Below are 19,764 nucleotides of genomic sequence, written 5' to 3'. Positions count from 1 at the left end.
AGGGGGCTATCGGAAAATCAAAATGAGAATGAATAAGCAATCATGACGGAGCCATCTAGAAACCTCCCCGTGTTTTCTCCTGCATCCTGTGAGTTCCAACGGTTTCCTGAGTAGTTGTTATATTGCAAGGTAATTGTACCTGGTCGCCAATCGAAATACCCGAATCCATAGGTAAAATCGGGGTTCCACGGCTGCTGTTGAGAGCGGTCAAAATAATAAAATGCGGTGGCGTTAATGTACCAGTTTCCTGTTATCGCGTACTTACACCCTAGTGATATTGTTTGGTGATGAGCTTTATATCCAGTTGAGGCGAGATCAAAATAAGAAGGGGTGTAATTGTAATCAGTTTGGCAACCAATACTGCCATCTTTACTGATTCGCGTCCATTCTAGGAGTTTTCCTGTTACTGGAAACTTCCAACCCAGAGACCAAGTTCCTTCATTAAAGTTGGTTCGTGATCCTCCAGGCTCTGGACTGAATCTATTTCCGCCATAATTAGAGTAAAGCAGACTAAATGTATAGGGGCGCCAATCGCTGTAACCGAAAACATAAGTAAAGTCTGGATTCCAAGGTTGTTGTTGTTCTTTGTCCCAATAGTAATAGAGGGTTCCAGAGACAAACCAGTTGCCCATTAATACATATTTTAAAGATAAGTTTGACGTATAGTTTACGTTCGCAGGACCATTAGTGGTACCTGAGGGCAAATTAGCATCTGGCGTCTGAATAAGGGGCAGGTTTATTGAAAGGTTGCCACTTAGCCCTGAAAGTCCTTTCCGGTTTTTTAATTCTCCAAGAGGTAATTCAAATGAGCTTTCTACACCACGCCAAATCAAGTCAGCCTCTGTTTCTTCAGGTTCTTTATTTACAGAATTATCACCTGAAGTGATATTAGGTGAAATAGGCTCAGGTGCATGCTGACGAGAGTGAGATAAATAGTCGTCAGCTTTTATGATGAGCGGAGTGAGAGCGATAATACTCAGAAATCCCACTTTACGGTTCATATTCACCTACGACGTTAATAGCTCTCAATAATGCTAATTCAAGCACAATCTCACGCTAACGTGAAGAAAACAAAAAATATTTTTGGTAATTCCGGTTTCTATTCCTATCCTGATTATAATGATTGAAATGTCGCGGAATACTGATGAATGGAAAGTGATAAATTCAGTAATAATCAATTAGAAAGAGCCATTCTTCTGGTTGAGGATAATAAGACTACTCAGATCTTAATGAGTTCTTTGTTAAGAAAGCGCGGCTATGATGTCACCGTAGCAAGCCACGGCTATGAAGCGCTAGATGCCCTGAATAAAAGCGAACATATTCAATTTGTATTAAGTGATTGGGTCATGCCTAAAATGGATGGCGTACAGCTTTGTAAAGAGCTGAAATCAACCAACTACAATCGCTATATATTCTTTGTACTGCTGTCTTCGCAAGATGACCAAGATTCAATTATTAGTGGTATTGATGCCGGTGCAGATGATTTTGTCGCTAAAAATACCGCAATTGATGAACTGGATGCGCGTATTCGGGCCGGTTTCAGAAACCTTGGCCTCCACAATGAACTGCTGCAAAAGAATCATCAATTAGATTCTGCCTACGCAACAATCAGACAAGACTTAGATTCTGCGGGTGATTTCATCCGCCAATTACTTCCCACTCGGACTTCATTTGAGCACGCCTCGATGGCTTATACCTCCATCCCAAGTGCGCAAGTAGGGGGCGACATATTAGGTTACTTTCCTCTTGATGAAGATCATGTTGGCTTTTATCTGTTGGATGTGTCTGGGCATGGTGTGGCATCGGCTTTATTGTCGTTTTCTGTTCATCAAACACTTTCTGTTGTCAATGGGCCGAGCTCTGTGGTTTTTAAAGAAACGAGTGCCGGAAAGGTAATACGTCCTGCTGACGAAGTGGTGACTAAATTGAATGAAATATACAGTCAGGACTCGTCAAACCATCTTTATTTTACGATGGTTTATGCGGTGTTAAATCAAAAAACCGGTGAGCTAAACTATTGCGCAGCTGGCCATCCTCCCATTGTTTGGCTACAGCATAAAACAGATACGACAGAATTTTTGGGCGATGACAATTTTGTCGTGGGCATGTTTGATTTTGCCGATTACAAGCAAGAAACCATCTGCTTGGGCCCACATGATGAAGTTTGGCTTTATACCGACGGTATTACTGAAGCCAGAGTCGGAGAAGAGTTTTATACCGAAGAACGTTTAAAAGAATTAATAGCACTTCAAGGCAACATGAATCTTGAAGCTAAACCAAGTCATATCGTGTCCTCTGTACGCGAATGGCAAAATAATGAAATGTTTGATGACGATATCAGCATTCTAGTTTGTAAATGGACACCACAATAGGTAGGGAATTATATGAAGTATGACATTTCTAGTAGCGACTTGTTTACTGTTATTCAAGTTCAGGAAGCGCGTTTTGATGCCAAGCTTGCCACGTCATTTCGTCAAACAATAGAAGAGGTTCAGGCGGATATAAAACCAAATTTGTTGCTCGATATTTCACAAGTCACTTTCATGGATAGTAGTGGGTTAGGGGCGGTAATGGCAGTCTATAAGATGTTGAGAGATAAGCAAATTGCGGTTGTAGGTGCAAAAAAACCAGTACGGGAATTATTTAAGTTAACCCGTATGGATAGGTTGATTAAAACGTATGACACCGTCGAAGATGCGGTTGCGACGTCAGCTTAAGCCAGTGAGTGGTTTACTAATAATGAAATAAGGCTAGGAATACAATATGAAAGGAATGATTCTCGCAGCAGGGAAGGGGACGCGCGTCCGTCCCATTACTCAGCAGATACCCAAACCTATGATCCCGATTTTAGGGAAACCAGTGATGGAGTCGATGATTGAATTGTTTGTTCAACATAATATTAGCAAAATCGTCATCAACACTAGCCATCTTGCGGAAGTGATAGAGGGCTATTTTGGGGATGGACATCATTTCGATGCACAGTTGTCGTATTCATGTGAAGGGGCATTAAAGGATGGCGTGTTCGAGAGTAAAGCGTTGGGCTCTGCTGGAGGCATGAAGCGAATTCAAGAATTTTCAGGCTTTTTTGATGAGACGTTTGTGGTGGTGTGTGGAGATGCGTGGATTGACTTGGATCTCAAAGAAGCGGTAAAGAAACATCACAAAAATGGCGGTATCGCGACAATTATTACTAAGCGTGTGCATGCCGATGAAGTTGAAAAATACGGCGTGGTCGTTACTGGTGAAAAGGGGATCGTACAAAGCTTTCAAGAGAAGCCTGCGAAGGAAGACGCTCTGTCTGATCAGGTGAATACGGGTATTTATATTTTTGAGCCTGCAATATTTGACTATATCCCAAAAGATACAGAGTTTGATATTGGTAGTGAGCTCTTCCCTAAACTTGTCGAGCAGCACGTGCCTTTCCATGCGGTTGAAATGAATTTTCAATGGCTTGATGTTGGTAATATCAAAGATATTTGGGGCGTTACGGAAGATGTATTAAGTGGCAAGGTGCCTGGTTATCGCATACCAGGTACACAGGTAAAAGCCGGTATTTGGTTAGGTATTAATACGGATATCGATTTGTCGAAATGCACTATTGTCCCACCGGTTGTGATTGGTAGCGGTTGCCAAATTGAAGAGGGTGCCACCATCATAGGTCCAGCGCTTATTGGCGCAAATTGTAATGTAAAAACAGGCGCTACGGTGAAGCACTCTCTTATTTTTGACTACACCAAAATTCATCAGGGCGTGGAAATCAACGAACAAACCATTTTTGGAGATTTTAGTATTGGCCACGATGGAGAAACGCAAAGCTCAATAATGTGGACAAACTTAAGACCTTATCCAGCGATGAATCGCCTAACCGATGCAATTAATACCATGTAAATGACTTTCGATGTTTAGCAGTATGATAGGGACAGCATAATGACCAGAGACGGCCACATTTTTTCAAATACATATCAAAGTGCCATTGATGTTTCGAGAGTTGCAGCTGAAGACCTAAAAGGGTTTTGGTATTCACGTAGCATAAACGAAAACACCATAGGTGAACTTGAGTTATGTGTGGTTGAACTGGTCAATAACGCCTATGAGCATGCTTACGCTAGCCAAGATGGTGAGCCGATTGAGGTCCTAAGTCGCTACAATGAGAACAAAGTGATTGTCGATATCACTCATTTTGGCGACGGTATGTCTCAAGCTGAATTTCGCTCCGCGTTGGAAGCCGATTTTATAGAGCCTGATCCAGATGACCCGGACACTTGGACGACGTCTGGGCGTGGATTTATTATTTTGGCGGCGCTACTTGATGATGTGGAGTTGACGCAAGAAGGAGATAAAAACACGTTTACTCTAATTAAAACCGTGCAGTCATGATGAGTTAGGAGGCCGCTAGTGCGATTTATTGGTTGGATGTTAATTTGTATTTTCCTTCAAGGCTGCACGAGTCAATCGGTAGTTCAATCTATCAGTTCGCAAAATTTGAATGGCCAGTGGCAGTTTACGTCGATTTCGCCTTCTATATTACCTTATCAACAATCTATACAAGTGCCAGCTAACTGGCATTCTGAAGGGGTCAGCTTTTCGGGCCAGGCCCTTTATCAAACATCGTTCGACTTACAGGGATATGTTAGTGGTGAGCGCTATTGGTTAATGTTTGAAGCCGTTGATTATGCCGCCGACGTGTCACTTAACAATATTCCATTGGGTTCTCACGTTGGGTATTTCTCTCCTTTTTCGTTTGATGTAACCCGTTTTGTTCAACCGAAGAACAATGAACTTAGCGTGGTTGTAACCAGTGAGAATGATGATAAAAATGCGGATTGGTCTTTAAACAAGCGAGAGATAAAGGGTGTACTAAATCATCATGATACCAGACCAGGAGGCGCGTGGTCGGATAAAGGACAAGATGCAAATTCGGGCGGGATATGGGGGTCTGTTGCCTTAAAGCGCACCGGCCAAATCGCTATCCGCGACATAACATTCATCCCCACTATTGAGCCCAATGGCAGCACTTCTGGTATCGTGACGATCGAGCTAGATAGTGCGATTGACGTTGAGGCAACGATAGAGATTTCACTTACTTCACCACACGATGTGAAAGCGCAAACTCGCAGTGAAAAATACGTTATCACCACCGCTGTCAAGCAAGGGCAAAATACGGTTGAGTGGTCCGTGCCGAGTATGAAACGAGCGCTGTGGTGGCCGTATGACTGGGGGAAGCCAAGTCTCCATGACTTAGTAGTAAAAGTATCGTTACCAAAAGGTACGCTTTCAGATAGTAGCCAGCAGCGTGTTGGTTTTCGGGAGGTTCGCTATTCAGAAGACGATAAGCATTTCTATATAAATGGGCTACCGTATTTCATCAGAGGGACTAACTATATCGCTAGCCAATGGTTAGGAACAGTGACTCGAGAAGACTACGCCAATGATCTTGCTCTAATGAAAGAGGCAAATATTAATGGCATTAGAGTTCACGGTCATGTGGCCGGCAAAGCATTTTATCAACTCGCAGATGAAGTTGGCTTTGTCGTTTGGCAAGATTTCCCTTTGCAGTGGGGCTATGACGATTCACTGAGCACCGCGGTAGAAGCGGCCCGTCAAGCCGTAGAAATGACCAGCATGCTGTCTAACCATCCTTCGATTGCATTTTGGAGTGGGCACAACGAGCCCCCATGGGATGCAACATGGATGAAATATAAATATTCAACGTATAGCCCGTCCCACAATAAGCAGCTGACAGAAGCGGTGTATTCTGCTTTGAGCAAGTCAAAAGATGGCAGAGTAGTGAGAGAGGCTTCTTATACTAATGAACACCCATGGTACGGATGGTATTCTGGGCAGTATACGGACTACAAAACGCTTAATGGAACGCCCATCATTAGTGAATTTGGCACGCAGGCATTTCCAAGTTCTGAGTTGTTATCTAGCTTTTTAACGGACACGGATACGTGGCCTTTGAATGCTGAACAATTAAGTCAGCTTGATTATCATAACTTTCAGCTACATGAATTGAAAAATTTGGCGAAAGTCGATATGGGTAAGAATATTAATGAGCTAATTATTAATAGCCAAGAGTACCAGCGCGTTGTCAATAAATATGCCGCAGAGCAGCTGCGTCTGAAAAAAAATAATGGCGTTGCGGCCATTTATCAATTTATGTTTGTGGATAGTTGGCCTTCTATAACATGGTCAATACTGGACGTTAATCGTGAGATGAAGCCCGCTTATCAGGCATTAAAAGAATCTTTTCAACCAATTTTGCCTGTTGCCAGTGTAAAAGAAAATTCTTCGTCTAAGCTTATAAATATCAGCGTAATCAATGACTCAAGAACAGATCTTTATAATGCTAAGATCGAAATTAATTGCATTCAGGCGAACACTGAACAATCACAGTGTTGGCGAGGCGAAAATATCAAGATTGGTCAAAACCAAGTGGTAACAATTGCCAGTATTGAACCGTTAAAAATAACTGATGACTTTGTAATTAATATCATTAGTGAGCAAGGGAAACTTATTTCAAGTAATCACTACAAAGCAGGTGATTATTAAGTGGCTAGAATGAACAGGCTTAGCGTTTAACTAGTCATTTACGAAACTGAAGCATGCGAATGCTTAATAAGGGAAGTTAAGTAAATGGATATGTATTTCAAAAAGTTCGAACATCGAACACCGCCAGAACCCGTGCCACATAGCATTCCGCGAGAGCTGCTATATCAGTATATTGCCACCTGTAACCTGACATTAGGTATGTGGTATTTATGGTGGCGCTGGACCTATGCATTGAATATGGACGCGTTGTGGTTTTCATTGCCACTTGCCTTTGCGGAATCTTGTGCATTTATAGGTTCTATCTTGTTTACCATCAATATGTGGAAAACTAAAGATGAACCGAAAAGAACCCCACCAAGCAACATAAATCAATGTGTACGAGATTGTGATGAAGATAGACCAGTCTCAGTTGATGTATTTTTTCCCAGCTATGATGAAGAGCCTGATTTAGTAAGGCTTAGTATTGAAGACGCGCAAAAGATCACCTACCCAAGCGCCATCGAGATGAAGATCTTCATCTTAGATGATGGCAAGCGTGATTCGATGAAAGCACTTGCCAAGGAAATGGGTGTTGGTTATATCACTCGTGAAGGCAACGTGGGTTTCAAAGCCGGTAACTTGAGAAACGCCATGGAGCAAACCTATGGTGACTTTGTTGTGATATGTGACGCCGATACGCGACCATTTTCTACGATTTTGGAACATACCTTAGGTTACTTTAAAGACCCTGATGTGGCATGGGTTCAAACACCGCAGTGGTTCTTCGACTTACCTGCAGGCGTTCGACTCCCTAAATGGCTATCGAGTAAATTTGGTAAGTGGGCAAGTCCTTTGGGTAAGGGCGTAGAGAAGATCTATGGTCCAGTGACATTGGGTGAAGACCCTTTTGTTAATGACCCACAAATGTTTTATGACGTGATCCAGCGTAGACGTAATTGGGTGAATGCAGCGTTTTGTTGTGGAGCCGGCTCTATACATCGACGTGAAGCTGTGATGGAAGCCGCGCTTAGAGCGTATGCTGAGCAGATTACCAACGAACAAAAAGATGTCGAAAAGCAGATTCGTAAACTGACCAAAGAAAAAAATGTTGATCAATCCGTTTCTGATAATCTGCGTAATGAGATTCTCTTTGATACTGAATTTACCCCTTATAAATTTCATGTATCAGAAGACTTATATACATCTATCGTTCTTCACTCCGATTCACAACGTAATTGGCGATCTATTATGCATCCGGAAGTGGAGAGCAAAATGTTGTCGCCGCAAGATTTACAGACTTGGACGGTTCAGCGTTTTAAATATTCTGGCGGCTCCATTGATATTTTTATGAACGATAACCCTATATTTAGGAAAGGGTTGAGTTTTAAGCAGAAACTAATGTATGGCGGCAGTTTTTGGTCGAATCTATCTGCGGTATGGAACATCGTCTTTTTAGCTTGCCCTATCATTTATTTTTTGACCTCGATTGCACCTGTCAGCGCATATGACGTGACTTTCTATTTGCATTTTCTTCCTTATGTATTGACCGCTGAGATTGCCATGATGCTTGGGACGTGGGGTGTGGCAGGTTACAAAGGAAAAACCAACTTTTTGTCCTTCTTCCCCGTTAATATGAGAGCACTATGGACGGTATTAAGAGGGCGTAAAATCAGCTTTCCAACTACGCCGAAAGAGCGCCAATCTGGCAATTTTGCCAAGTTAGTAGCCCCACAAATGGCGGTATTCTTACTGAGTTTATTTAGCTTATGTTTTGCCTGGTATGGGCATTACTTTGGGGGCTGGGGATCATACTCAGAAGGTGGGCTAGTACTGAATACGTTTTGGATTATTAATAATATGCTCGCGATGTGGGGCATGATAGCGGCCGCGTTCTGGGAGCCACCGAAAGAAGATACTGCAGATAAAGCAGCCGTTTCAGAGACAGAGGATCTTAAATATGAAGTTTAGTAAAGCAATGCTAGCAGCAAGGCACCATATTGTATTTATTCTAGGTCTCGCCACCGCCCTTGTGATCGCGTTTTCTATTGAAACGCGTGACTATGGTAAAACATTAGGCAACATCACGTTTGAGGCACATGAAGAGATTCCGCTAAAAGCGCAGCGAGTGCTCACTCAAGAAGAGTTTACTTGGGCGACAACGGCTTGGCAGTATTTTGAAAATAACTACCAAGAGAACACGGGTTTAGTGAACTCGGTTGATGGCTATCCTTCTACGACGATGTGGGATACCGCGTCTTATTTAATGGGGCTAATAGCGGCAGAAAAAATCAATATTGTTACACAAGACGTGTTTAAGATACGCATGGAAAAAGCCTTGCGATCGTTAGCTCGCTTACCGTTAGTCGAAGGGAAGTTGCCTAACAAAGCCTATAACACACAAACATTAGCCATGGTGGATTATCAAAATAATCCTAAACCTGAAGGGATCGGTTGGTCTGCGATTGATATTGGTCGAATCCTAGTACCGCTTAATATTCTTATTTGGCAATATCCACAATTTAATACTGAAGTCACCAATATTCTAAATCATTGGAAAATGGATGAAATGTTAATTGAAGGCTACTTATACGGCTCTCGTCCAAGTGAGCAAGGTGGATTTGAACTTGTCCAAGAAGGGCGAATCGGCTACGAAGAGTATGCATCGAAATCATTATTCTTGATGGGGCGAGACGTATTTAACTCTATGAAATATATCGATTACCTAGATATGGTGGATGTCTATGGGATCGAAATTCCAACGGATAAGCGAGACCCAGCGAAGTATCACGCCCATAACTATGTGGTGAGTGAATCCTATATTTTAGATGGCATTGAATTTGGTTCAGACAGTGTCTCAAAAATATTCGCTCATCGTGTGTTTAGTGCGCAAGAGCGTCGTTATGACGATATAGGCATAGTAACCGCAGTGAGCGAAGATAACGTCGATGAGGCGCCTTATTTTGTTTATAACACAGTCTTTTCGGATGGGAAAAAATGGAATGCAATATCGGATGACGGCAAAGATCAATCGCACCTTAAAACGTTGTCTACTAAGGCTGCTTTCGGTTGGTACGCCCTTTATGAGAATGCCTATACCGATCTCTTAATTAGTGAAGTATCGCCTTTATTTTCTGATGGTAAAGGCTGGTATTCAGGGCGCTATGAAGCGGACGGTCGTCCTAATAGAGCGATTACGGCCAATACCAATGGAATCGTATTGGAGTCATTGGCCTACATAGAAAATGGCCCTCTGTTACGGGTTGGAGCTCAGTAAGTGAGATTGTGCAGTATTAGGGAGAATTCGATGCGCTATTTGTCAACACTATGTATCGCGCTGGCCGTAGCTGGATGTGGTAATAAATATAATCAGTTTTCAGAAGATATTGTTGAGCGCAAGTCTCACTGGAGCATACCTCAGCCTCGTCATGGAGAACTGACCGAAAAAGAAATGGATATGGCTCGGATTGCTTGGAAATATTTTGAAAATAACTACCAAGAATCAACGGGCTTAGTTAACGCGGTAAATAACTACCCATCAGTCACATGGTGGGATGCGGCTTCATATCTTGCTGGTGCGGTGAGTGCGCATCAGTTAGGGATTATTGAGAAAGAAGAACTTGATAAGCGTTTAATTGCTTTTATAGGAACATTAAATCGGCTTGACCTATTTCGTGGCGAATTGCCAAACAAGGCTTATAACACTCAAAATGCAGCGAAAGTGGATTATGCCAACCAACCTGGAGAAATTGGCTACTCAGCACTCGACCTAGGGCGATTACTTGTTTGGCTATATATCATTAAGCAAAGGTACCCTGAGTTTGCACCGAGTATAGACTCTGCAATTTTACGTTGGAATTTTTGTAATGTTGTAGACGAAAATGGCACGATGTTTGGTGCATTGTTAGAAAAAGATAAGCCAGTCCAATACTTGCAAGAAGGGCGACTTGGCTACGAAGAATACGCAGCAAAAGGCTTCCAGTTATGGGGGTTTGATACTAGTCAGGCATCTGATCCAGAGCCGTATGCGACCATCAATTTATTTGGCTACGACGTGCCCTACGATACCCGAGATCCGAGAAAGCTAAAAGCACATAGTTACGTTGTAACTGAAAGCTACGTTTTAGATGGTATAGAGCTGGGTTGGGATCTAACGGAAGACAAAACAGGGCATGATGCGAAATACTCCAATGAATGGATGGCGGAGTTTGCACTACAGATTTATCGCGTTCAGGAGGAGCGTTATAAACAAACCGGTATTATCACCGCTAGGACCGAGCACCAATTAGCAGGTGCGCCTTACTTTGTTTACGACACGATTTATACCGATGGTTTTGCTTGGAATACCATCTCCGAGGTCGGCGAATATTTACCACAATACTCAGCTGTCGCCATTAAGGGGGCGATGGGAATGTGGGTGCTGTGGGACACAGAATATACGGATCTACTCTTTGACCATGTTTCTCATTTGTATGATCGAGACAAGGGATTCTATGAAGGGATCTATGAAAATGGTACCGGTCTCATCAATACGTTTACTTCCAATAATAACGGCATCACGTTGGAAATATTGCTCTACAAACAACAAGGGAAATTGCTGCGCTATAAGGACAAACCTGCGCCAAGCTTATGGGAAAAAGCGTTAGAGACACCATTTGGCTATGAAGGGCAGTGCTTACCGCGAGAAAATTACAAAAAAAAGCAAAATAAAACGTAGAGATGTCGCTGATGGTTAAGCACGCAGTATTGCTTATTGTATTTCCAGTATTAGTCGCATGCGGGACAATTGTCCGCGGTGTGAGCGATGGTGTCGATGCAATTAACGCTTCTCAAAGCTTTAGGCAAGGACGATTCGGTGCGCTAACCGAAGAAGAGCTTGCGTGGGCAAGCACAGCATGGAAATACATCGAAAATAATACTCAACTGCAAACTGGATTAGTTAATGGCATCGATAATTTTCCTTCCACTAACATGTCTGGGATTTCAGATTACCTCATTGCCTTATTAGCGGCAAAAGAGTTCGAGTTTATTTCAAACAAGCAGTACGACGAGCGATTGACGCTTGTGCTCACTTTCCTCAATGACATGAATTTAAGCATCGGTCAGATCCCAAACAAGGTTTACCATACACAAACGGGCCAGATGACCGATTATGGTTTACAACCCAAAGACATTGGCTGGTCCTCCCTTGATGTTGGCCGTTTGTTGATCACGCTTGCTATGGTAAAGCAATATTCACCGGAATTTTCAGAGTATGTTGATAAAGCCGTGTTGCGATGGAATTTTTGTGAGCTCATAAATGAAGACGGTGAGCTATTTGGCGGCGCTATCTTTGACGGTAATGTCACGCGATACAAAGAGGGGCGCTTAGGGGTAGAGGAGTATACTTCATACGGGTATTTAGATTGGCAAGTCGTACCTTACAAAGCGATGCGTATAGACCCTTATGACGTTGCGACGATTTACGGCATTGACCTTTTATTTGACGGTCGAGATCCTCGTGATTTTGATGTGTTAAGACCTGTCTATAGCACACCTTACCTATGGATGGGTTTGGAATTTAATTGGGATAAGATCGACGACCGAACCTCTTCTGATGCGACGCATACTGATGAAGTGATGTCGGCGATGGCGGACTCACTTTACCGGGTGCAAGAAGCGCGCTGGGATGTTGATAGAATTTATACCGCGCGTGGTGATCATGTGGTCTCTGGCGACCCTTATTTCGTCTATGACGCTGTTTATGCCCTTGGAACTCCATGGATAACGGTCGCAGAAGATGGCAGTTCCCATGACCTATTAGCGTTAGTATCAACAAGGGTCGCATTTCAGATGTGGGCGCTTTGGAAAACGGATTATACCGATCGTTTAATGATTTTGGTAAAGGAACTCTACGATCCTCAACGGGGTTGGTATGAAGGCCGATACGAGCGCAATAGTAAGTATGAGAAAAGTATTACCCTTAAAACAAATGCAGGGGTACTGGAGGCGTTACTCTATAAAAAGAAAGGAAAGCTCTACCAGCCTAAAGGGGACCGAGAATATCGAGATGTTCAATTTGATTCGCGTTTTTACCACCCAGGTAAGTGCTTGACGGAGACCTTTGATGACTATGATTAGAGCTGGTTTTTTAATTCTAGTGCTCGCGTTTAATGGATTAATGGTCTGTAACTTTGCTAATGCGGCAGTGCAAGATGTCGACTTAAGAATTTTTAGTAAACCGACGTTGTTGGCTGGTAATGGAAGGTATAAACAAGCGGCTGAGCAATATCACCGACTGAGTATTCAAATTTTGGCGTCAGAGTCTAAGTTAGGCACAGAAAAAATGTGGCAATATGCAGGCCTTGCTGAAGTACTGGCAACGGTATGTGCTAATTTAGATAATGATGCAAAAGCGTATGAGTATTGGGCGAATAGCGTCCGATACTTGTTAACGGGAGGGACAGACTGGACTCAAATGCAACAGTATCTGCATCAGCAAAATGAGCAAGCCAATACTCAGCTTCTCACGCAAATGCAAACAATCGATGTTTCAGGAGGCTATGATCAATCTTGGGAGCAGGATGCCGCTGTATTACAAGTGTGGCAGGAAAAACTAAACCTGTTTGTTTTTTCAGGCCCTAGAGCAGGGATGGCCGTCTCACCATCCGCTCTTCCTATTCAGCAACAAGTGCGGCGACCTGCTTCACAGGTTCCTGCACAAGTGGCGCCGGGGCAAAGAAAACTCAATGGATTAGAGTCTAATTTTTCACAGTCTTCGTCTTTCGTTCCAACCGAAGTTGCTCCTGTCGCTCCTGTTGTTGCTGTTGAAAGCAAAGATACCAAAGCGGCGGCGGACCCGGTATCAACAAGTACTCCTACGCTAAATATTCCCCGCACCAATAGGCATTTAATTCAAGGTACAATCTCGCCACAGGCTGCAATTACAGATAATGAAGTGACGATTGCGACACCTATTGAAGCGTTTGATTATGAACAAGCAGAAACGGCTCATAATGAACGTTCAATGCCCAAAGTAACAGAAGATAAAGGGCAGCAGCCAGAGGCAGCGTCACAGTTGCAAAAAGCCAATATTGGTACTGAAACGAATCAAGGCGTAGAAGCGATACAGAGGCGAAGCTTCGCACCGATAACAGAATAACTATCGATAAATTGGTTGGTGTGGTTAGTAATCGTCAACGTTCCGACCTCGTATAAGATTAATGTGGGACAATTTCTTGATAACACGTAGATAAATCCTAGTTTGCTTTCGTTACGTACATTTCGTTCCGTGAACGCGAGGCAAAGGATATGACCCAAAAACATCAACGACAAAGCGCAACAAAACTTCTTCGACACTCTAGCCAGCATTTCGACCTCACTGATAACGAGCACCAAAAGCAATTATTGAGTTTAGCTGAGCAGCTAGATTCATTGACCTTGCTTTCAGTCGAGCAACTTAAACAGTTAGCAATTGACGAGCAGGCTCCCTTAGAGTTTCGTCTTGCGGTTAAATTGGTGGATTCAAAGCGTTACATGAGACAAATAACTAAGCCGATATCCGTTGGTGTGGTGTTTGCGATGTGGGGTGAACATAATCGCCTCAATCCCAAGTCAGCTCATAATCCAAATGGTGAGGATTCTCTGCGTGCCAAAATCGACCAACTTAATTGGGTAACACAAGGTAGTCCGGTTTCTTGGCGGTTGTATCCTATTGATGATGGCTGTCCACATGGTAGTGCGGAAATAGCAAGAGGCATTAGCATTACAAGTGAATCGAGTAAGCAAATAAGGGTTTCCTGTCTAGAAGACTACGTCGCGACTGGGGCAGGACCATTAGCGAACTTACATAGCGCAGACGATTCACGTAAGGGGGGGGCGATTATACTCGGCTGTATGAAGGCCGTTGAGAACAACGTTGATGTGGTTGTTTACACAGATGCTGACAATTCAGTGCATCTTGGGCAGCTTGGTTTGTTGTTGCGACCGTACTTAGAGCAAGGAAAACACGTCATCCTTGGTAATAGGAAGCACCCAGATTCGATATTGGTGAAACAAGAGGAACGTTGGGGAGTGGGGATTAAGACGTTGAGGCACATGCAAAGAATGATCGGTAAACAGATCTTCTCTCAGGGCATTAAAGATACTCAAGCGGCGTTTAAATTGTACTCCAGAGAGGCGTTAACAAAAATTTTGGAACGACCGACGGTTTATGACTTTTCGTTCGATACTGACTGGATATTGGCGGCAATGGAATACAACAAGCCAATTACTACCGTGCCGTTTGCATTCATTGACTCAGCCGCTGAATCCGCCTCGATAGTACAAGGACCAATGACGACATGGTTTACTTTGTTAGAAGGCTTGGTGAAAGCAGCGCGCGCTCGTCAGGCGAGTTACAGCCGTGAAATGGCAACGGTATTTGATGAAGAAATTCATTCACACAAAGACTTAGAGTTGCTCATCGATATTCTTCCACCAGAGCTTGAGAAGGCAACAGACGCTAACCTTGGAGATCCACAGCTGATGTCACCACAAAAAATGCGTGAGTGGATCCAACGAGCGAAAATCTCACGACCTGCGGCAATTTCCTAGTGAACCCTCGAAGTACAAAGCCAAGTATTGTTGTACTTCGAGCGCGTCAGTTAGTCGAATTATGCTGACTTATCGTTGTATTGCAGCAATGATATTAATGATTCGAGATAATGAATAGTTAATTGGTCGGAAGATAAATTGGGGAATTCAAGGGTAATACAAGGGAGTGTTTGCTCTTTACACCAGCTACCAAATGATCCGGGAGTGTCGTAACCAATATCGGTGACAAGTGGTAGTTGAAAGCGAGTGGACAACCAGCGGCCTAATAGGGAGTCCTCAGGATCATCTACGCATGCGAGTGGTTCATGCAGTGAAACAACAAAGTGCGGCTTTCTGGTTTCAATGAGGTGAATGATAGCGGCTATCTCTGGTTCCAATATGGCTTCTTGTCCGGTCCGTATATTGACATCGCGTTGGGCGTTGTTGGTGGTCCAACGGTAGACTGTGCCATTTTTGCACCAATTTTGCGTGGGAAATGCACGGTTTAAATCGACTTGGTTAGCATTGGCCCGTGTCCCTAATTGGTGGCCATCAGGATTGATAGATAACACAACATCATGACGAAGATGTTCAGGTCGCATGCTTCTTAGAGCTGCAGATAATGCCGCCACTGATCCGGTTTCATCGCCGTGAGTTCCTGCAATAATCAACCCCTTGCGTCTGGAAGGTATCTGCGTGGGGAAAAACTGTAACGGGGCATTGTAAACGCTGTGACCAAATGGTTCTGGTTGGATTAAAAATTGCGCGCGCTGAGGTCGGGGAATTCGCGTTGTTAGCGGGAGTGATGGATCTGTTGACGATGAACAGCCATCTTTCGAGTTATCTTGCACCGTTACTGTATGTTGCTTGGGTATGTTCTGAAATGACATAGACTACCTCGAAACGCATTACTTGGAATAACCTCACGGCTTTATGGGTTTGCCTGTGATAAAAGTGGTGGGTAAGTTTGTTAATTATAACTTATCTCAGCTCATACGATCGTCTGCTGGTTTTGAACCCTCGTATGAACAATAAATATACATGGAATGTTGGATACGTCTCTATGAAAAATAACAGTAAACGTCAGAGGGTGTCAGTGACCCCGCTTATATTCTTATCGGCTTTCACCACTCTTGTTCCTTCTATTGCCCATACAGCGCAGCTACCTAAGCAGGTGCAACTAGCTACTACTCAACATGTTGTGAGAGGCAATGACGCTGAAGTGGCGACCTTGGACCCTGCAAAGGCAGAGGGTTTACCTGAAATGCATGTTATTCGGGATCTTTTTGAAGGCTTAGTGATTCAAGATGCCGATGGGAATGTGGTGCCTGGCGTCGCAAAGTCGTGGGAAACAAAGGATAACAAAACGTTTATTTTTCACCTTCGCTCAGATGCCAAATGGTCAAACGGAGACCCAGTCGTCGCTTCTGATTTCGTCTTCGCATTAAAGCGGGCTGCTGATCCAGCAACTGCTTCGCCTAATGGCTGGTATTTGAAAATGACGAAGATTAATAATATCGCAATGATCTTAAATGGCGAGAAACCGGTGTCAGAACTTGGCGTTAAGGCGATTGATGACCAAACTCTCGAGTTTACACTCGACAGTGCTGTGCCTTATTTTGTGGCGATGACGGGGCATACGTCGATGATGCCTATTCATCAAGCATCGATGAAAACAAATGGTGATAAGTGGGCCCGTGCTGGTGTACTAGTGTCAAACGGGGCGTTCACGTTAAAGCAGTGGGTTGTGAATGAGCGTATTGAACTCGCGAGAAATAGTGAGTATTGGGATAATTCAAACACAGTGTTAAATGCGGTGACGTTCATTCCGTTCGAAAGCCAAACCGCGGCGATGAATCGTTATATGACAGGCGAGGTAGATATTACTTCGGATGTTCCTGCTCAGATGGCAGAAAAGTTGAAAAATGAACAACAAGAGGCGTATAAAGTCGTGCCGCTATTGTGCACTTATTACTACGCCTTTAATACAACTCGAGCCCCTTTTAATGACGAACGAGTTCGCAAGGCGGTGTCTTACACGATTATGAGAGATGTGATAACCAATGGTATTACACAGGTCGGTAATATTCCCGCTTATACGTTTTCACACCAATACGTAGCGGGGTTTAGTGCAACTCAACCAGAATATAGCCGTTGGACGCAAAAGCAACGAGATCAACAAGCCCAGCAGTGGTTAGCTGAAGCAGGCTATGGGGTCGATAAGCCGTTAGAGGCTAAGCTGCTTTATAATACCAGTGAAAGTAATAAATCCATCGCCGTTGCTATCTCTTCAATGATGAAAAAGAACTTAGGTGCCAAGGTAGAACTAGAAAATCAAGAGTGGAAATCTTACCTGGTTGCGCGTCGAGAAGGCGATTTTGATATTTTACGAACCTCATGGTGTGGCGATTACAACGAAGCCTCCACATTCTTATCTTTGATGACGTCAGATAGCGCTGGTAATCGCGCATTCTATAAGAGTGATGCTTACGATAAGCAGATCAGTAGTGCGTTACTGGCGACGGATAGTGAAGTACGTAATCAACACTACGATCAAGCGGAATCTATTTTGGTGAAAGATATGCCAATAGCCCCAATTTATTACTATATGCAGGCAAGATTGGTTCGCCCAACCATTGGAGGGTTTCCCGTTAATAACGTAGAGGGGCGGATATACTCAAAGGATTTATACGTATTGGCTCAGTGAGTGAGCATTGAAAGAAAAGGATGCCGTTGGCATCCTTTTTTACGTCTAAGCCATAGTTTCTAACTTACTTAATTTAAGACAGAATAATCAGTATGGTGCCGGCGAGGGTCATTAATATATTCGCAATGGCATAAGTACCGGCATAGCCAAGCGCTGGGATGGTTGACCGCGCATGTTCGTTTACTACATCCATCGCAGGAGCACATGTTCTCGCTCCGACAATAGCACCGATAAGAAGCGCGCGATTCATCTTCAAGAAGTACGCGCCAACTAGATAGGCGAGCACAACAGGCACTACGCTGACTAAGAATGCGATAACAATCACTTGCGGGCCAACTTGAGTTAAGTGCTCAAACATTTTACCGCCCGCGCTTAACCCGATTCCAACCATGAAAAACATCAGCCCCAGATCTTTGACCATATTGAGGGCACCTTGTGGCACGTAACCAAAAGTAGGGTGATTTGCCCGGAGGAAACCAAGTGTGATGCCTGAAAGTAACAGCCCAACAGCATTGCCTAAACCAAATGATACCTGACCAAATGTCATGGTTATCAAACCAAACATGATGCCTAAAATGAAGAAGCTGCAAAATGCAAGCAGGTCTGCCATTTGGCTATGTATGGAGATAAAACCAACTTTTTCAGCAAGTCCTAATACGCGGCTTTTCTCACCACTGACTTGCAAAATGTCACCTTTAGCAAGAACGATATTAGCGTCCATCGGCATTTCGATTTGAGCTCGAACTACGCGGTTTAGAAAGCAGCCAAACTCTGACAAGTTAAGATTTGATAAACTCTTTCCTGCAATATTATCACTCTTAACAACAATCTCTTCTTCAACGATGCGAAGGTCAAGTAGGTTACGATCAAACACTTCTTTGCCATTTCTAAAGCTTGGGTCCAAACGTGCATGACTGTCAGGGAAACCAACAAGCGCGATTTCATCGCCTTCTTGTAAAATCGCATCTCCGTCAGGATGGGCAAGGATACCATTACGACGAATTCGTTCGATATAACAACCCGTTTGACGATAGATGCCAAGCTCACGGAGGTTTTTGCCGTCAGTCCAGTCAATTAACTCTTGACCCACTCGGTAGGCACGAATAATTGGAAGATAAACCTTACGTTGACCAGACCCGCCAAGACCGCGTTCTTGAGCAATTTGTTGGGCAGAATCGTGCAGGTTTTGCTTTTGCAGTTTTGGCAAGAGTTTGGCCAGCATAATCATACTGATGAGGCCAATCAAATAAGCCATTGCATAACCTACTGAAAGGTTTTCCAACACTAGACCAAAATCCATACCACGTGGAATGGTCGCCAAACCTGAATTTAGCGCGTCTTGTGCGCCAACGAGTACCGGCGTTGCAGTGAGAGCGCCCGCCATGACACCAGCAGATAGTCCGTAATCTAACCCTAAGTAATGACTGGCAAAATAGGTCACCGTTAATGCCGTGACCAGCACCACTAAACTTAGGATAAGGTAGTGTTTACCATCTCTAAAGAAGATACCAAAAAAGTTTGGACCTGCTTCAATACCGACACAGTAGATAAATAGCATAAATCCGATGGTGAGCGCTTCGGCATTAAATGAGAATCCGAGGTGTCCCATGACCAATGAGGCAATTAATACACCGATGGAATTACCGAGCTGAAGACTTCCGAAGCGAATTTTGCCAAATGCAAGGCCAATCGCTAAGGCGACGAAAATAAGGAGGATAGGGTTTTGATCTAACAATTGTACTACGTCAATGTTCACTGTAGCGACTCGAAGCAACGAAGTTGAGTGGGTTATAAAGTGTGGCGATTGTAGCGGAAATAATCAAAAAGATAAGTGATTTTTTTTAAGTTTGACCATTAGATTACATATTGTGTGGATTCTCTGACTTATCCGTAGGGGGTCAATAGTGATTTGGTATAGCTTTGTAGCAATATTGATATAGATCCCAATAAAAAAACCAACTCACGAGAGTTGGCTT

At 43.5% G+C, this 19,764-nt stretch carries 15 protein-coding genes; 12 read left to right on the top strand and 3 right to left on the bottom strand.

From position 1 onward, the window contains the following. Window positions 1-17: 17 nt before the first annotated feature. Window positions 18-1,001, bottom strand: coding sequence for a hypothetical protein (locus L4D74_RS05045; protein WP_428751043.1), 984 nt, complete (start codon window positions 999-1,001; stop codon window positions 18-20). Window positions 1,002-1,148: 147 nt separating this feature from the next. Here L4D74_RS05045 and L4D74_RS05040 point away from each other — a divergent pair, with 147 nt between their 5' ends. The 11 genes from L4D74_RS05040 to L4D74_RS04990 all read left to right on the top strand — a co-directional run bounded on the left by L4D74_RS05040 (window position 1,149) and on the right by L4D74_RS04990 (window position 15,102). After that, complete coding sequence (locus L4D74_RS05040) at window positions 1,149-2,372, top strand: SpoIIE family protein phosphatase (protein ID WP_428751042.1); 1,224 nt, start codon at window positions 1,149-1,151, stop codon at window positions 2,370-2,372. Between the two features lie 12 nt (window positions 2,373-2,384). Beyond that, the gene (locus tag L4D74_RS05035) at window positions 2,385-2,717 is read left to right on the top strand and encodes an STAS domain-containing protein (protein ID WP_428751041.1); all 333 of its coding nucleotides are present in this window, start codon (window positions 2,385-2,387) and stop codon (window positions 2,715-2,717) included. 46 nt (window positions 2,718-2,763) lie between these two features. Further along, window positions 2,764-3,888 carry a nucleotidyltransferase family protein gene (locus L4D74_RS05030; RefSeq protein ID WP_428751040.1) on the top strand — a complete coding sequence of 375 codons (1,125 nt, stop codon included), beginning with the start codon at window positions 2,764-2,766 and terminating at the stop codon, window positions 3,886-3,888. Between the two features lie 39 nt (window positions 3,889-3,927). Continuing rightward, on the top strand, window positions 3,928-4,377 hold the full coding sequence (locus tag L4D74_RS05025) for an ATP-binding protein (RefSeq protein ID WP_428751039.1): 450 nt from the start codon (window positions 3,928-3,930) through the stop codon (window positions 4,375-4,377). An 18-nt stretch (window positions 4,378-4,395) separates the two neighbouring features. Then, window positions 4,396-6,552 carry a glycoside hydrolase family 2 protein gene (locus L4D74_RS05020; protein WP_428751038.1) on the top strand — a complete coding sequence of 719 codons (2,157 nt, stop codon included), beginning with the start codon at window positions 4,396-4,398 and terminating at the stop codon, window positions 6,550-6,552. Window positions 6,553-6,636: 84 nt separating this feature from the next. Continuing rightward, the gene (locus L4D74_RS05015; protein WP_428751037.1) at window positions 6,637-8,499 is read left to right on the top strand and encodes a glycosyltransferase family 2 protein; all 1,863 of its coding nucleotides are present in this window, start codon (window positions 6,637-6,639) and stop codon (window positions 8,497-8,499) included. Beyond that, complete coding sequence (locus L4D74_RS05010; RefSeq protein WP_428751036.1) at window positions 8,489-9,805, top strand: DUF3131 domain-containing protein; 1,317 nt, start codon at window positions 8,489-8,491, stop codon at window positions 9,803-9,805. The genes L4D74_RS05015 and L4D74_RS05010 overlap by 11 nt, the downstream gene beginning before the upstream one ends. 30 nt (window positions 9,806-9,835) lie before the next feature. Further along, the gene (locus tag L4D74_RS05005; protein ID WP_428751035.1) at window positions 9,836-11,245 is read left to right on the top strand and encodes a DUF3131 domain-containing protein; all 1,410 of its coding nucleotides are present in this window, start codon (window positions 9,836-9,838) and stop codon (window positions 11,243-11,245) included. An 11-nt stretch (window positions 11,246-11,256) separates the two neighbouring features. Then, the gene (locus L4D74_RS05000) at window positions 11,257-12,648 is read left to right on the top strand and encodes a DUF3131 domain-containing protein (protein ID WP_428751034.1); all 1,392 of its coding nucleotides are present in this window, start codon (window positions 11,257-11,259) and stop codon (window positions 12,646-12,648) included. Then, window positions 12,635-13,669, top strand: a complete 1,035-nt coding sequence (locus tag L4D74_RS04995) for a hypothetical protein (RefSeq protein ID WP_428751033.1) — start codon at window positions 12,635-12,637, stop codon at window positions 13,667-13,669. The genes L4D74_RS05000 and L4D74_RS04995 overlap by 14 nt, the downstream gene beginning before the upstream one ends. Before the next feature lie 149 nt (window positions 13,670-13,818). Further along, a complete protein-coding gene (locus L4D74_RS04990; RefSeq protein WP_428751032.1) occupies window positions 13,819-15,102 on the top strand; it encodes a glycosyltransferase family protein in 1,284 nt (427 codons plus the stop codon). A 59-nt stretch (window positions 15,103-15,161) separates the two neighbouring features. Here L4D74_RS04990 and mpaA read toward each other — a convergent pair whose 3' ends face one another. Beyond that, a complete protein-coding gene (mpaA, locus tag L4D74_RS04985) occupies window positions 15,162-15,971 on the bottom strand; it encodes a murein tripeptide amidase MpaA (RefSeq protein WP_428751031.1) in 810 nt (269 codons plus the stop codon). A 173-nt stretch (window positions 15,972-16,144) separates the two neighbouring features. Here mpaA and L4D74_RS04980 point away from each other — a divergent pair, with 173 nt between their 5' ends. Next, window positions 16,145-17,788 (top strand): ABC transporter substrate-binding protein, encoded by a 1,644-nt coding sequence (locus tag L4D74_RS04980; RefSeq protein ID WP_428751030.1) that lies wholly within the window; start codon window positions 16,145-16,147, stop codon window positions 17,786-17,788. Between the two features lie 73 nt (window positions 17,789-17,861). Here L4D74_RS04980 and L4D74_RS04975 read toward each other — a convergent pair whose 3' ends face one another. Further along, window positions 17,862-19,544: an aspartate:alanine antiporter gene (locus tag L4D74_RS04975; protein ID WP_428751029.1), complete on the bottom strand. Its 1,683-nt coding sequence runs from the start codon at window positions 19,542-19,544 to the stop codon at window positions 17,862-17,864. Between the last annotated feature and the right edge of the window lie 220 nt (window positions 19,545-19,764).

The sequence above is a fragment of the Vibrio cionasavignyae genome, from assembly GCF_050337155.1.
GTDB classification, from domain to species: Bacteria; Pseudomonadota; Gammaproteobacteria; order Enterobacterales; family Vibrionaceae; genus Vibrio; species Vibrio nomapromontoriensis.
This window is presented reverse-complemented; position numbering and strand designations above follow the sequence as displayed.

Bases quoted from the DNA above. Each gene is read 5' to 3' on its own strand.
- L4D74_RS05000 (WP_428751034.1), top strand. From the start codon at position 11,257: ATGGTTAAGCACGCAGTATTGCTTATTGTATTTCCAGTATTAGTCGCA.
- L4D74_RS04980 (WP_428751030.1), top strand. From the start codon at position 16,145: ATGAAAAATAACAGTAAACGTCAGAGGGTGTCAGTGACCCCGCTTATA.
- L4D74_RS05015 (WP_428751037.1), top strand. From the start codon at position 6,637: ATGGATATGTATTTCAAAAAGTTCGAACATCGAACACCGCCAGAACCC.
- L4D74_RS05030 (WP_428751040.1), top strand. From the start codon at position 2,764: ATGAAAGGAATGATTCTCGCAGCAGGGAAGGGGACGCGCGTCCGTCCC.
- L4D74_RS05005 (WP_428751035.1), top strand. From the start codon at position 9,836: ATGCGCTATTTGTCAACACTATGTATCGCGCTGGCCGTAGCTGGATGT.
- L4D74_RS05040 (WP_428751042.1), top strand. From the start codon at position 1,149: ATGGAAAGTGATAAATTCAGTAATAATCAATTAGAAAGAGCCATTCTT.
- L4D74_RS05035 (WP_428751041.1), top strand. From the start codon at position 2,385: ATGAAGTATGACATTTCTAGTAGCGACTTGTTTACTGTTATTCAAGTT.
- L4D74_RS05025 (WP_428751039.1), top strand. From the start codon at position 3,928: ATGACCAGAGACGGCCACATTTTTTCAAATACATATCAAAGTGCCATT.
- mpaA (WP_428751031.1), bottom strand. From the start codon at position 15,971: ATGTCATTTCAGAACATACCCAAGCAACATACAGTAACGGTGCAAGAT.
- L4D74_RS05010 (WP_428751036.1), top strand. From the start codon at position 8,489: ATGAAGTTTAGTAAAGCAATGCTAGCAGCAAGGCACCATATTGTATTT.
- L4D74_RS04995 (WP_428751033.1), top strand. From the start codon at position 12,635: ATGACTATGATTAGAGCTGGTTTTTTAATTCTAGTGCTCGCGTTTAAT.
- L4D74_RS04990 (WP_428751032.1), top strand. From the start codon at position 13,819: ATGACCCAAAAACATCAACGACAAAGCGCAACAAAACTTCTTCGACAC.
- L4D74_RS05045 (WP_428751043.1), bottom strand. From the start codon at position 1,001: ATGAACCGTAAAGTGGGATTTCTGAGTATTATCGCTCTCACTCCGCTC.